Raw genomic sequence first — 13306 nt, 5'->3', positions numbered from 1 at the left:
TCGTTCGCGGATTACGCTTCAACAATTGCCAGAATGTCGCTTTCAGACATGATCAACACTTCTTCATTGTCGATCTTTTCAGATTTCACACCGTAGCCATCGTTAAAAATAACGATGTCGCCAACTTTCACGTCCAGCGGCTGTACAGTACCGTTGTCCAGGATGCGACCCTTACCGACAGCGATGATTTCGCCACGAGTTGATTTACCCGCTGCGGAACCGGTCAGTACGATGCCGCCAGCAGATTTGGACTCAACTTCTTTACGTTTGACGATCACACGATCATGTAACGGACGAATACTCATTGATAGCTCTCCTTTGAGAAAGTCATTATCAGTTATGGGTGACGCCGGCCCGTAAACGGTTTCCCGGCTGGTGACCAGAGAGATGGGGATGGGGTTTTGCCCCTTCAAGGGGGGAGATGAAAAAAAATTCTTCTGAGCGAAAAAAGCGGTAAAAACGCTACTTATCTCACGTTTACCCAAGGTTTAGAACATCCTGCTATAAGAAAAGGCGTGTGTGATACGCTTAAAAATGTCTGTCGTCACCTGACGTTACAATGCCGCCGGATAATGAGCTGATGAATGAACTAAAAAAAGAGCTTGGGTTGGTTCAGGGCGTTATCTTGTTAACCACATCATTATTAGGGACTGGCGTTTTTGCGCTTCCAGAGCTGGCTGCGCTGGCGGCAGGCAACATCAGCCTTTGGGCATGGCCGCTACTCATTATTTTGATTTTCCCTATTGCGATTGTCTTTGCTGTGCTGGGGCGTCATTTTCCACACGCTGGCGGCGTAGCGCATTTTGTCGGGATGGCATTTGGCCCGCGTCTGCAACGGGTGATCAGTTGGCTGTTTTTATCAGTCATTCCTGTTAGTTTTCCCGCAGCCTTGCATATTGCGGTGGGTTTCGGCCAGGCGCTGTTTGGCTGGCAAAGCGAACAGCTCTTATTTGGGGAGCTGGGTACTCTAGGTTTACTATGGTTTATGGGATCGCGCGGCGCCAGCTCCAGCGCCAACCTGCAAGCCATTATCGCTGGATTAATTATCGCGCTTATTGCCGCCATTCTGTGGAAAGGCGCGATTAAACCTGCAGATATCACCTTCCCAGCCGCAAACGAAATTACCTTTTCCCGGCTGTGTACCGCCCTGGCGATCATGTTCTGGGGATTTGTGGGAATTGAGGCGTTTACGCATTTGTCATCTGAATTTAAAAATCCTGAACGTGATTTTCCGCGCGCATTGATCATTGGCCTGATGCTGGCCGGCGCCATTTATTGGGCCTGTACCGCCGTGGTGCTGCATTTTGGCGTCTATAGCGACAAGATAGCGGCAACAGCATCGCTACCGCTTATTATTGTTCATCTCTTCGGTATCCAGGCGTTGTGGGTAGCCTGCATTATTGGTTATCTCACCTGCTTTGCCAGCCTGAATGTGTATGCTCAGAGTTTTGCGCGTCTGATATGGACGCAAATGCAATATCAGCCCGATCACTATCTGGCTCAACTCTCTCCCGGGCGCCTTCCCTTGCACGCGTTGAACGTTATTCTGGTCTGTTGTTGCGTGAGTTCCCTGGTCGTCTACGCCCTGAAGATTAACCTCAATGCGCTGATCGTCTATGCTAACGGTATTTTTATTATGCTCTATCTGCTTTGTATGCTGGCGGGCTGTCGACTGTTGAAAGGGCGTTGCTATGCACTGGCGGTGACGGGTTGTCTACTGTGCCTGTTATTGCTGGCAATGCTGGGGTGGAAAAGCTTATATGCCATTATCATGCTGGCTGCATTATGGCTGTTTTTACCGAAGCGAAAACGCATGGCGTAAGACGCATCCGCTGGCCGGATAACGCCTCGTGCGACTTATCCGACCAACATTTCTACCTTTAATCCCGACGATCGTCTTTATGTTCAATACGATCGCGATCGTCATCTTTACGCTGATACTCGCCGTCAAATGTTTCGCCACCGCCAGTACCCGCGCTAAACCCGCCGCCCGGCATCCGGGAAAAACGTAAATGCGGCAGCAACTTCAGCGTCAAATGTTTTTGCACCGGCGGTAACAAAAGGAGAAGGCCGAGAAAATCGGTGAAAAACCCCGGCAACAGGAGCAGTAAGCCAGCGATGATCAGCGATACACTCTTAATCATTTCTGCCGCCGGGCTCTCACCGGCCGCCATTTTTTGTTGCATCAGCAAAAAGTTTTTAAAACCCTGGTTACGTACCAGCGACATACCGATAACAGACGTAAAAATCACCAGGATTAGCGTCATCAGGACACCAAGCACATGGGCGACCTGGACAAAGATAGAAATCTCAATGTAAACATAGAGAAAGACAGCTAAAAAGGGTATCCAGCGCAAAGGACTCTCCTGTAAGTCATGGCCGTCTGCGACGACCATTTGAATGGGGTTGCGATTCGCATCGATTCGATATGGTGGTGCGTAGCAAAATTTCAAGTGGTTTGTACACCTATTTTAGGTAGTAATACTAAAGCGGTGACCTATTTCACAAAATAATAAATAAGGGGTAAATTCCCGCACTTTAAGTGATCCAGATTACGGTAGGAATTCTGAACCAGCATATGATCTCGTTTATCAGGCCGATGGAGGGGATAATCGTCGGTCAGAAAACATTCGAAATCACATATATCCTGTGTGTTTTAAAGTAAAAATCATTGGCAGCTTGAAAAAGAAGGTTCACATGTCAAACAACATTCGTATCGAAGAAGATCTGTTGGGTACCAGGGAAGTTCCAGCTGAAGCCTACTATGGTGTTCACACTCTGAGAGCGATTGAAAACTTCTACATTAGCAATAACAAAATCAGCGACATCCCTGAATTTGTGCGTGGCATGGTTATGGTAAAAAAAGCGGCGGCGCTGGCCAACAAAGAGCTGCAAACCATTCCTAAGAGTGTGGCGAACGCCATCATTGCCGCATGTGATGAAGTCCTTAACAACGGTAAGTGCATGGATCAGTTCCCGGTAGATGTCTACCAGGGCGGCGCGGGCACTTCCGTCAACATGAATACCAACGAAGTGCTGGCCAACATCGGGCTGGAACTGATGGGTCATCAGAAAGGTGAATATCAGTACCTGAACCCGAACGACCACGTGAATAAATGTCAATCCACTAACGATGCCTATCCGACAGGCTTCCGTGTAGCGGTTTACGCCTCTATCGTCAAACTGATCGATGCCATCAACCAGTTGCGTGAAGGTTTCGAACGTAAAGCGGTTGAATTCCAGGACATCCTGAAAATGGGTCGTACCCAGTTGCAGGACGCCGTACCGATGACGCTTGGTCAAGAATTCCGTGCGTTCAGCATCCTGCTGAAAGAAGAAGTGAAAAGCATCGAGCGTACTGCTGAGCTGCTGCTGGAAGTCAACCTTGGCGCAACGGCAATCGGTACCGGTCTGAACACGCCGAAAGAATACTCTCCGCTGGCGGTGAAAAAACTGGCTGAAGTCACTGGTTTCGCCTGTGTTCCGGCGGAAGATCTGATTGAGGCGACATCTGACTGTGGCGCGTATGTTATGGTTCACAGCGCGCTGAAACGTCTGGCAGTGAAGATGTCCAAAATCTGTAACGACCTGCGCTTGCTCTCTTCTGGTCCTCGTGCCGGCCTGAACGAGATCAACCTGCCGGAACTGCAGGCGGGCTCTTCCATCATGCCAGCCAAAGTGAACCCGGTTGTACCGGAAGTCGTAAACCAGGTATGCTTTAAAGTCATCGGTAACGACACCACCGTTACGATGGCGGCGGAAGCCGGTCAGTTGCAGCTGAACGTTATGGAGCCGGTTATCGGTCAGGCGATGTTCGAATCCATCCACATTCTGAGCAACGCGTGCTACAACCTGCTGGAAAAATGCGTTAACGGCATTACCGCGAATAAAGAAGTGTGCGAAGGGTACGTTTATAACTCCATCGGTATCGTCACTTACCTCAACCCGTTCATCGGCCACCACAACGGCGACATCGTCGGTAAAATCTGTGCTGAAACCGGTAAGAGCGTACGTGAAGTTGTGCTGGAGCGCGGCCTGTTAACGGAAGCCGAGCTGGACGATATTTTCTCCGTACAGAACTTGATGCACCCGGCTTATAAAGCTAAACGTTATACTGATGAAAGCGAACAGTAATCGTACAGGGTAGTACCAAAGAGGCACGTCACGATGACGTGCCTTTTTTCTTACAAGAAGTTACCAAATAACAACAATTTAATATCAACTTGTTAAACAACAAGGAAGGCTAATATGATAGTTGTCGAACTTATCATTGTTTTGCTGGCAATCTTTTTGGGCGCCAGACTTGGGGGCATCGGTATTGGATTCGCTGGTGGGCTGGGTGTTCTGGTACTTGCCGCCATCGGCGTGAAGCCAGGGACAATTCCATTCGATGTCATTTCCATCATCATGGCGGTTATCGCCGCGATCTCTGCTATGCAGGTCGCGGGCGGTCTGGATTATTTGGTAAACCAGACGGAAAAACTGCTGCGTAAGAACCCGAAATACATCACTATCCTCGCACCGATTGTGACCTATTTCCTGACTATTTTTGCTGGTACCGGGAACATTTCCCTGGCAACGCTGCCGGTTATTGCTGAAGTCGCGAAGGAGCAGGGAATCAAACCTTGCCGTCCGCTCTCGACCGCCGTGGTATCCGCGCAGATTGCGATTACCGCCTCGCCGATTTCTGCGGCCGTGGTGTATATGTCTTCTGTTATGGAAGGTCATGGCATTAGCTACATTCACCTGCTGTCCGTGGTTATCCCCTCTACGCTGCTGGCGGTGCTGGTGATGTCCTTCCTGGTCACTATGCTGTTCAACTCCAAACTGTCGGACGACCCGATTTACCGCAAGCGTCTGGAAGAAGGGCTGATTGAACTGCGTGGTGAAAAGCAGATTGAAATCAAACCGATGGCAAAAAATTCCGTCTGGCTGTTCCTGCTGGGCGTTATCTGCGTGGTTGTTTATGCGATTGTTAACAGTCCGAGCCTCGGCCTGGTTGAGAAACCGCTGATGAACACCACCAACGCTATTTTGATCATCATGTTGAGCGTCGCAACGCTGACCACCATCCTGTGTAAAGTGGAAACTGACGCCATCCTCAACTCCAGCACCTTTAAAGCAGGGATGAGCGCCTGTATCTGTATTCTGGGCGTGGCGTGGCTGGGCGATACCTTCGTATCCGCTAACATCGACTGGATCAAAGACACTGCGGGTAGCGTCATCCAGGGTCATCCGTGGCTGCTGGCCGTCATCTTCTTCTTTGCTTCCGCGCTGCTCTACTCTCAGGCGGCAACGGCGAAAGCGCTGATGCCGATGGCGCTGGCGCTGAACGTCTCTCCGCTGACGGCAGTCGCTTCCTTCGCCGCCGTTTCCGGCCTGTTCATTCTGCCGACCTACCCGACTCTGGTTGCGGCGGTACAGATGGATGACACCGGTACAACCCGTATCGGTAAATTCGTCTTTAACCACCCGTTCTTCATCCCAGGCACCCTGGGCGTCGTTCTGGCTGTCTGCTTCGGCTTCCTGCTGGGCAGCTTTATGCTGTAAGTGTTTCACCCGCGGGGCGTATCACGCCCCGCATTCTCCCGCCCTTTGACTAACATCCTGCCCTCGTCCGTTGTATAGTGACCGTTCACTTGCGGATCTTTTTGTTCTTTCGAGGTGTTTATGCTTGATGTTAAGAGTCAGGATATTTCCATCCCCGAGGCCGTTGTGGTGCTTTGTACCGCCCCGGATGAAGCTACCGCCCAGGATCTGGCCGCCAAAGTGCTGGCGGAAAAACTGGCCGCCTGCGCCACCCTCCTCCCCGGCGCGACATCGCTGTACTACTGGGAAGGCAAACTGGAGCAGGAGTATGAAGTTCAAATGATCTTAAAGACCACCGTTTCACATCAGCAAGCGCTTATCGACTGCCTGAAGTCTCATCACCCGTATCAAACGCCTGAACTTCTGGTTTTACCTGTTACTCACGGAGATACTGATTACCTCTCATGGCTCAACGCATCTTTACGCTGATCCTGCTGCTGTGCAGCACATCCGCCTTCGCCGGATTATTCGACGCGCCGGGTCGCTCGCAGTTCGTCCCTGCCGACCGGGCGTTTGTTTTTGATTTTCAGCAAAATCAACACGATCTTACCCTCTCCTGGCAGGTAAAAGAGGGTTACTACCTTTACCGTAAACAAATTAGTATCACGCCGACGAAAGCGGATATCGCCGCAGTCCAACTCCCGGCAGGCGTCTGGCATGAAGATGAGTTCTACGGAAAAAGCGAAATCTACCGTAAGCGGCTAAACGTTCCGGTAACGGTTAACCAGGCGGCGGCTGGCGCGACATTAACGGTAACGTACCAGGGGTGCGCCGATGCGGGATTCTGTTATCCGCCGGAAACGAAAACGGTGCCGCTAAGTGAAGTTGCCGCGGCAATAGACGCCACGCCGACGCCTGCTGTCACCCAGACGGGTGAGACGTCAAAACCCGCCGCCCAGCTACCTTTTTCCGCGATCTGGGCTCTGCTGATCGGCATCGGCATCGCCTTTACGCCCTGCGTTTTACCCATGTATCCGCTGATTTCCGGTATTGTCCTGGGGGGAAGGCAACGTTTGTCGACGGGGCGCGCACTGCTGCTGGCCTTTATCTATGTTCAAGGGATGGCGCTGACCTATACCGCACTGGGTCTGGTCGTCGCCGCGGCGGGATTACAGTTTCAGGCGGCGCTGCAGCACCCTTATGTGTTAATCGGCCTTGCCATCGTGTTCACCCTGCTTGCGTTGTCGATGTTTGGCCTGTTCACACTACAGCTCCCCTCCTCACTGCAAACCCGACTGACATTAATGAGTAATCGTCAGCAAGGCGGCTCGCCCGGCGGCGTTTTTGTTATGGGGGCGATTGCCGGATTAATTTGCTCGCCCTGCACTACAGCGCCGTTAAGCGCGATCCTGCTTTATATCGCTCAGAGCGGCAACATGTGGCTGGGCGGCGGTACGCTGTATTTGTATGCATTAGGTATGGGTCTGCCGCTAATGCTGGTCACCGTGTTTGGCAACCGCCTGCTACCGAAAAGCGGCCCGTGGATGGCGCATGTCAAAACCGCTTTTGGTTTCGTGATCCTCGCGTTACCGGTCTTTTTACTGGAGCGGATTATTGGCGAGGCCTGGGGTTTACGTCTGTGGTCGCTGCTGGGCGTCGCTTTCTTTGGTTGGGCCTTTATCACCAGCCTTCAGGCCAGACGAGCGTGGATGCGTATCGTACAGATTATCCTGCTGGCAGCTGCGCTCATTAGCGTGCGGCCTCTACAGGATTGGGCGTTCGGATCGCCATCCGCGCAAGCTCCAGCGCACCTCAATTTCACGGCTATTTCTACCGTGGACGAACTCAATCAGGCGCTGGCGCAGGCCAAAGGCAAACCCGTTATGCTGGATTTCTACGCCGACTGGTGCGTGGCCTGTAAAGAGTTTGAAAAGTATACCTTCAGCGATCCGCGGGTCCAGCAGGCGCTCGGCGACACGGTGCTCTTGCAGGCTAACGTCACCGCTAACAATGCGCAGGATGTCGCGCTGTTAAAGCATCTGCAAGTCCTCGGGCTGCCCACCATTCTGTTCTTTAATGCCCAAGGCCAGGAACAGCCGCAATCGCGAGTCACCGGCTTTATGGACGCCGCCACCTTTAGCGCGCATTTGCACGATCGCCAACCGTGAGCGACACTTGCAAAAGCAAAGACGGAGGAGAATACCGTGCAACGTGAAGATATTCTGGGAGAAGCCCTGAAATTACTGGAGACGCAAGGGATAGCCGATACTACGCTGGAAATGGTGGCGGAGCGCGTAAATCGCCCACTCGACACATTACAGCGTTTCTGGCCAGATAAAGAAGCCATTTTATATGACGCGCTACGTTATCTGAGTCAGCAGGTAGATATCTGGCGACGCCAGCTTCTTCTTGATGAGACGCTTTCTGCTGAACAAAAGCTACTGGCACGCTACAGCGCGCTCTCGGAATGTGTCAGTAATAACCGTTATCCCGGTTGCTTGTTCATTGCCGCCTGTACGTTTTATCCCGATCCAACCCATCCTATTCACCAACTGGCTAATCAACAAAAACGCGCGGCACATGATTTTACCCATGAGCTACTGACCACGCTGGAAATTGACGATCCGGCGATGGTCGCAAGGCAGATGGAGCTGGTGCTGGAAGGTTGTCTCAGCCGAATGCTGGTCAACCGCAGTCAGGCTGATGTAGATACCGCTCAGCGGTTGGCGGAAGATATTCTGCGTTTTGCACAGTGCCGTCAGGGTGGAGCGCTCACCTGACGGGTACTGATTTTATGCATTTTGCCTGAAAAGCAGGCAGTCAGCGCGCTTTTATCACTTTTTTCGTGTAAAGCCGTTGACGACCGCGCCCCTTTACGGTTTAATGCGCCCCGTTGCCCGGATAGCTCAGTCGGTAGAGCAGGGGATTGAAAATCCCCGTGTCCTTGGTTCGATTCCGAGTCCGGGCACCACTTATTCAGAAAACCCAGCCTATGGCTGGGTTTTTGCTTTTCTGGGAGTGGAAATCCGTAGCCCCCATCTCCGGCCTGACTAGCTATAACGAGAAGGCCAGATTTTCTCTGGCGCAACGCCCAGCGCTTCGGCGATCAGCCGCTCATCTTTGGGCCTGGGTCAAAAGCTTACTTAGCTACAGGGAGATTATTACCAGTAATAACGCGTATCACTCCATCTGACGGTTCGCTAGCCTCGACAAGTGAGTCCAATATCTCCGCCATGAACTTTTCCATCACTGACAACAACAATTCCTTCGCCAATTTTAGCATTTTTTCTTTTTCGGTTTCTTTATTCTTAAATACTGTTTCCGGCTCTTGTTCATAATCATAAATTAATACTCAGCACATCATAACTGGTGGTAACTGTCGGGGTAACAGGGCACATATTTTAAAATACTTATTCATACTTTGTTATTACGTAAACATTTTAACCTAATGCGTGTCAGTCAGGCACGCAGATAAAAAATAACCGGGGGAAAAGTTAAACAAAATGCTGTTAGCCGGAAGTACCAGTATTGTTCTGTTGTCCGCTGCAGTCAGTTCGGTATGGGTAGAGGATAATGCCAGTACAGCGTCCTGCTTTTTTACCTGTATGTTGAATAACCATTTCAATAAATCATTATAGAATCACATCTGTTTATTATTGTCTGATCCGGAGTGAGTCTTTATGAAAAGTCGTTATTTACTATTTTTTCTACCACTGATCGTAGCTAAATATACATCAGCAGCAACAGTGCAACTCTTTCATTCTCCTGAAGAATCAGTGAACAGTCAGTTCTACTTACCACCACCGCCAGGTAATGATGATCCGGCTTTCCGCTATGATAAAGAGGCTTATTTTAAGGGCTATGCGATAAAGGGTTCCCCACGATGGAAACAAGCTGCTGAGGATGCAGATGTAAGCGTGGAAAATATAGCCAGAATATTCTCGCCAGTAGTGGGTGCTAAAATTAATCCCAAAGATACGCCTGAAACCTGGAATATGTTACAGAATCTTCTGAAAATGGGCGGCTACTACGCTACTGCTTCGGCAAAAAAATATTATATGCGTACTCGCCCCTTTGTCTTATTTAATCATTCCACCTGCCGTCCTGAAGATGAGAATACTTTGCGAAAAGATGGCTCTTACCCTTCCGGGCATACTGCTTATGGTACACTTCTGGCATTAGTATTATCCCAGGCCAGACCGGAACGCGCGCAGGAGCTCGCCAGACGAGGATGGGAGTTCGGGCAAAGCAGAGTGATATGTGGTGCTCACTGGCAAAGTGATGTTGATGCTGGCCGTTATGTGGGAGCAGTAGAGTTTGCAAGACTGCAAACAATCCCGGCTTTTCAGAAGTCACTGGCAAAAGTCCGTGAGGAGCTGAACGACAAAAATAATTTATTGAGTAAAGAAGATCACCCCAAACTTAATTACTGAAGGTGAAAGTCTTCCCGCAAACTGGCCACAGCAAATGAAAGGAAGTGCAACTGCGTAGGGGCGACCGGGCGTGGAGAATGCCTTCGGTTTCCCCGATTCGCAAACCACCCGTTTGCAGTCCGTCCAGACCGTCATGACGTCGTTGTCCGGCTGAAGCGGTAAAACCGGTCTGGCTCACTGACTATCCACAGCGAATTCCGGCCATCAGAAGCTATCCCTTCCGCCTGCGGAATGTCCCGCTCCAGACCACTGTGTCCCCGGCGCAGCGGCATCACCCTCCTGCCGCCCTCCGGGTCTGACACCAGCACCAGGGCTGATTCATGGGAAAGCACATACAGCCGCCTGTTTATCCTGTCGTAATGCAGACCGGAGATATCCTTCAGGAACCACGGCAGGGACAACCGGTGCGTCAGTGAATCACTGACCGACAGAGAGTCATGGCTGTGGTCCGTTTCTAAAAAACGAAGCGGTTTCTTTTCCTGCGCCACTATCAGGGCATTCTCTCCCCGTCCACGGGCAAGGCCTTCAAAACCGGCATTGTCGCTTTTTCTGTCCACATCCAGGGTCAGGGTGTATGACGCCGGCGGCAGGACAGACGTATTCCTGTCAATGTGGTGGGTGGTGAGTATCCGTTCCCGCTCCCGGGACAGGACATAGCGGTTCCGGCCGAGGTACTCAATGGCCTCAAAATCATGGTCGCCATCCGATGGTATCACCCGCAGCACGTTCCCGTCCGTGTCCAGCTCCACCACCGACGACGGATGGTCGGTCACGGCAAACAGCGTTCCGCTGTCCGGGTTCCACGTCAGGCCGGAGAGACCGCCCTGTATACCGGGAATGTCTTTTTCTGTCGCAAGCTGCCACTGCGTTTCCTCCGGGTACCAGGTTTCCGGAAAATACAGTGTGGCCGCACCGGCCACCATCAGAAGAGCGCCAGCCAGCAGTGCCGGTTTTTGTTTAAGTAAACGTCTCAGAGTCATGGTTCCGGATGTTCAGTTCATCGCATTACATGCAGTCAATGACAAACCAGAGCATGGCCAGGGTTCCGGTCAGGAAGCCGGAGATGAAAGCGCTGGTCAGCAGCAGTAAAATCAGCGCCCGGAGCGAAAAGCGTCCCCCGCCATACCCGGCGCGTCTTTCGTCATCCGGCATGTTGTCCTTCTGCAAAAAAATTCTCCGGGGAATTACCGGTATGGAGATGTCCGGATAAAAAGAGCTTTATTCCCGTAAGGCCTGTCATGCAGCCCCGGATTATATTCATTCAATATTCAGTAACAGAAATACCGATACAAAAAACACCAGTGACATCATGACGACAAAAGAAATACAGATGTAATAAATCATCTTCAGAAAGTTCATCAGTCAGTTACCGCAATATCTGTTCCGGCCACTTGTTCTCTCCATGCCCCTGTTTTACCGGATATCCGTCAGACCAGCCGCCATCGGCCGGACACGCCTTTACCTGCATTCATTTTCTCCACCACGCCGGCGTCCTCAAGCGTAACCAGATAAGCCCTGGCCTGGTATATTGTCAGCCCGGCCGCATCCGCAATACTCCGGGTTCTGACAGGTATATTTATCCTGCCGTTTGCCTGTGACTGCATAAAAGACAGAATTTTGTCGCAAGCGTCATTACTCATTTTGTTCTCCTGTGGCTACGGGGAAGCAATGCTGTCCCGGAAGCTGAAATACCTGCCCCGGGTCTGCACATATCAGAACCGTTGTCCGGTTTCATCTGTAATCACCCCGGGCAACAGGCCGCTCGTGCACAGTACATGCAGGTTCTCCACCCCTGCATACTCCACCAGGCAGGCCCGGAGGTAATAATCCTTGCGTGATGCCGCCTTCAGTGAGGCATTCCTGGTTATGGCCGTACACAGGGATATCAAAGTCCGCTTTCGCAACTCAGTCAGTTCACCTGAGCTTTCCGGCCCGGCTCTTCCCTCAAGCGCCTGACGCAGCATGTCACGCAGCCGGAGGAGGCTGTCCCGGCCACTGATAACCTGCGCAGTTCCTCTCAGTAGCCGCATTTCCTGCAGCCGCGAAGGTACCAGAACAACCATGGGAACCGGACTGGCCGCGTGCAGCATTCTGATGCCCTGCAGATGCCGTCCCCAGCCGGCCAGCGGCTCCGCACTCAGTGCCACCAGAGCCAGGTCATATGCCCCGGGAGGTGACATCTCCGGTCGCACCACGGCATACCCCATACCGGCAAGCAGATGTGACAGCCCCAGCAGTTCATATTCACAGTTCCCCGTCAGCAGTATGCGTTTCCGGCGGGACATGGCATTTTCCATTTATCTGCCCCCGCTAACTTAACGCCGGGCTTATCAGCTCTGCCAGCATGGCTGCCAGTCCCACAAGAACCAGCAGATAAACCGTGACCAGTACACGTACAGATATTTTCATTACGATCCCTGCTCAGAAATAGTTCACCACCGGCGTCAGGCTCCCCTGCCACCGGCTCACCGGCTCCTCTGCACCGGGAAAACGGACCCGGATACCCTCCAGGGACGTCAACCAAGCCCCGGCAATACGGTTTTTTATGCCGTTATCCGGAAGGAAACTGCCGGGCATTACCGTAAAGGCGTCCGGCCGGGCCTTCAGACCCGAGTAAGACGGGTTCCACCGGTAATCTCTTACCTGCCACAGCAGGCGTTTTATCTCCTGCGCCGCATCCGGCGTGACGTTGCCGCTGACCACGCTCCAGCCCTTCTCTGCGGTGGTACTGTCCTGCCAGGCCAGTACATGGCTGGCAGTAAAGGTAATTTCGCCATACCGCACCTGCCCCTTCGCCAGTTCGCCCCGGGCCTCAAGGCAGACGACGCCATGTCCGGCATGCAGCAGGCTTACCGACGGCTGCAGCCCGGGACGGGCTGATGTCAGGGTCGTGGTATACCCTTTAAGAATGTAATAACGTCTCCCCGGACGGCTTTCACTCACCATGCCCTCCTGCCGGCTCATCTCCAGCGGGACGGGCTGCCACTGCCAGGCCGTATCCCGGATATACAGTGTGCCGCTGAGTTCAGTCACGCCCACGGCCATGCCTTCCTGCCAGTGGGCCTGTGCGACTGTCAGCGGCTGGCTGCTCACGGATGCGGATGCCAGCATCAGCAACAGATAATAGTTTTTCATTACACATCTCCCCCGGTTACCTTTCCTGCGGAACTATCAAAAAAAGAGCGACCACCGGCCTCATATAAGGCAGCAGAAAACTCAGACAGCGACATTCTGGTCATGAATGTCGTGCCTTCCCCGAATACCAGCCTGACCCGGCCGTTATGTTCCTGCACCTGCCGGATATCCCGGACACTCACAAAGAAAAACACGCCGTCAGCCCGCTC

The 13306-nt window shown here is 52.2% G+C and carries 14 protein-coding genes, 1 tRNA gene and 1 pseudogene; 8 read left to right on the top strand and 8 right to left on the bottom strand.

The genetic code is table 11. The features are described 5' to 3' along the window. Window positions 1-11 precede the first annotated feature (11 nt). On the bottom strand, window positions 12-305 hold the full coding sequence (locus ACLJPE_RS19315; protein ID WP_000027827.1) for a co-chaperone GroES: 294 nt from the start codon (window positions 303-305) through the stop codon (window positions 12-14). A gap of 275 nt (window positions 306-580) precedes the next feature. On the opposite strand from ACLJPE_RS19315, the gene yjeH reads away from it, so the two are divergent. Beyond that, a complete protein-coding gene (yjeH, locus tag ACLJPE_RS19310; RefSeq protein WP_023205022.1) occupies window positions 581-1822 on the top strand; it encodes an L-methionine/branched-chain amino acid transporter in 1242 nt (413 codons plus the stop codon). 58 nt (window positions 1823-1880) lie between these two features. Here the strand turns inward: yjeH and ACLJPE_RS19305 are convergent, their stop codons facing one another. Continuing rightward, window positions 1881-2357 carry an FxsA family protein gene (locus ACLJPE_RS19305; RefSeq protein ID WP_039513737.1) on the bottom strand — a complete coding sequence of 159 codons (477 nt, stop codon included), beginning with the start codon at window positions 2355-2357 and terminating at the stop codon, window positions 1881-1883. A gap of 340 nt (window positions 2358-2697) precedes the next feature. Between ACLJPE_RS19305 and aspA the strand changes: the two genes are divergently transcribed. From aspA to ACLJPE_RS19275, 6 genes are all read left to right on the top strand, one after another. After that, on the top strand, window positions 2698-4134 hold the full coding sequence (aspA, locus tag ACLJPE_RS19300) for an aspartate ammonia-lyase (RefSeq protein ID WP_000069440.1): 1437 nt from the start codon (window positions 2698-2700) through the stop codon (window positions 4132-4134). A gap of 114 nt (window positions 4135-4248) precedes the next feature. Continuing rightward, window positions 4249-5550 (top strand): anaerobic C4-dicarboxylate transporter DcuA, encoded by a 1302-nt coding sequence (gene dcuA / locus ACLJPE_RS19295; protein WP_000637595.1) that lies wholly within the window; start codon window positions 4249-4251, stop codon window positions 5548-5550. Between the two features lie 120 nt (window positions 5551-5670). Next, entirely contained in the window at window positions 5671-6018 is a 348-nt protein-coding gene (gene cutA, locus ACLJPE_RS19290; RefSeq protein WP_000887832.1) for a divalent cation tolerance protein CutA, read from the top strand. After that, complete coding sequence (locus ACLJPE_RS19285; RefSeq protein ID WP_023170745.1) at window positions 5994-7697, top strand: protein-disulfide reductase DsbD; 1704 nt, start codon at window positions 5994-5996, stop codon at window positions 7695-7697. The genes cutA and ACLJPE_RS19285 overlap by 25 nt, the downstream gene beginning before the upstream one ends. A 36-nt stretch (window positions 7698-7733) precedes the next feature. Continuing rightward, window positions 7734-8309, top strand: a complete 576-nt coding sequence (locus tag ACLJPE_RS19280; RefSeq protein WP_001188509.1) for a transcriptional regulator — start codon at window positions 7734-7736, stop codon at window positions 8307-8309. 115 nt (window positions 8310-8424) lie between these two features. Continuing rightward, a tRNA-Phe gene (locus ACLJPE_RS19275) sits at window positions 8425-8500 on the top strand. A 79-nt stretch (window positions 8501-8579) separates the two neighbouring features. On the opposite strand, the pseudogene ACLJPE_RS19270 reads toward ACLJPE_RS19275, so the two are convergent. Continuing rightward, window positions 8580-8654 (bottom strand): annotated as a pseudogene (locus ACLJPE_RS19270) (helix-turn-helix domain-containing protein); the annotation flags it as partial. A 555-nt stretch (window positions 8655-9209) separates the two neighbouring features. On the opposite strand from ACLJPE_RS19270, the gene ACLJPE_RS19265 reads away from it, so the two are divergent. Next, window positions 9210-9962: a non-specific acid phosphatase gene (locus ACLJPE_RS19265; RefSeq protein ID WP_000842407.1), complete on the top strand. Its 753-nt coding sequence runs from the start codon at window positions 9210-9212 to the stop codon at window positions 9960-9962. A gap of 131 nt (window positions 9963-10093) precedes the next feature. Here the strand turns inward: ACLJPE_RS19265 and ACLJPE_RS19260 are convergent, their stop codons facing one another. The 5 genes from ACLJPE_RS19260 to ACLJPE_RS19240 form a co-directional block, all read right to left on the bottom strand. Next, window positions 10094-10942 (bottom strand): SdiA-regulated domain-containing protein, encoded by an 849-nt coding sequence (locus tag ACLJPE_RS19260; RefSeq protein ID WP_000175389.1) that lies wholly within the window; start codon window positions 10940-10942, stop codon window positions 10094-10096. Window positions 10943-10967: 25 nt separating this feature from the next. Then, window positions 10968-11129: a hypothetical protein gene (locus ACLJPE_RS19255; protein ID WP_162558398.1), complete on the bottom strand. Its 162-nt coding sequence runs from the start codon at window positions 11127-11129 to the stop codon at window positions 10968-10970. Window positions 11130-11389: 260 nt separating this feature from the next. Further along, window positions 11390-11602: a FaeA/PapI family transcriptional regulator gene (locus tag ACLJPE_RS19250; RefSeq protein ID WP_000063793.1), complete on the bottom strand. Its 213-nt coding sequence runs from the start codon at window positions 11600-11602 to the stop codon at window positions 11390-11392. A gap of 72 nt (window positions 11603-11674) precedes the next feature. Beyond that, window positions 11675-12259, bottom strand: coding sequence for a hypothetical protein (locus ACLJPE_RS19245; RefSeq protein WP_039513745.1), 585 nt, complete (start codon window positions 12257-12259; stop codon window positions 11675-11677). Window positions 12260-12383: 124 nt separating this feature from the next. Further along, window positions 12384-13097 (bottom strand): hypothetical protein, encoded by a 714-nt coding sequence (locus ACLJPE_RS19240; protein ID WP_039513748.1) that lies wholly within the window; start codon window positions 13095-13097, stop codon window positions 12384-12386. Window positions 13098-13306 lie beyond the last annotated feature (209 nt).

Source organism: Salmonella sp. SAL04196 (assembly GCF_046550835.1).
Classification (GTDB): domain Bacteria; phylum Pseudomonadota; class Gammaproteobacteria; order Enterobacterales; family Enterobacteriaceae; genus Salmonella; species Salmonella enterica.
The sequence above is the reverse complement of the archived record's forward strand: the minus strand, read 5'-3'. Positions and strand labels throughout refer to the sequence as shown.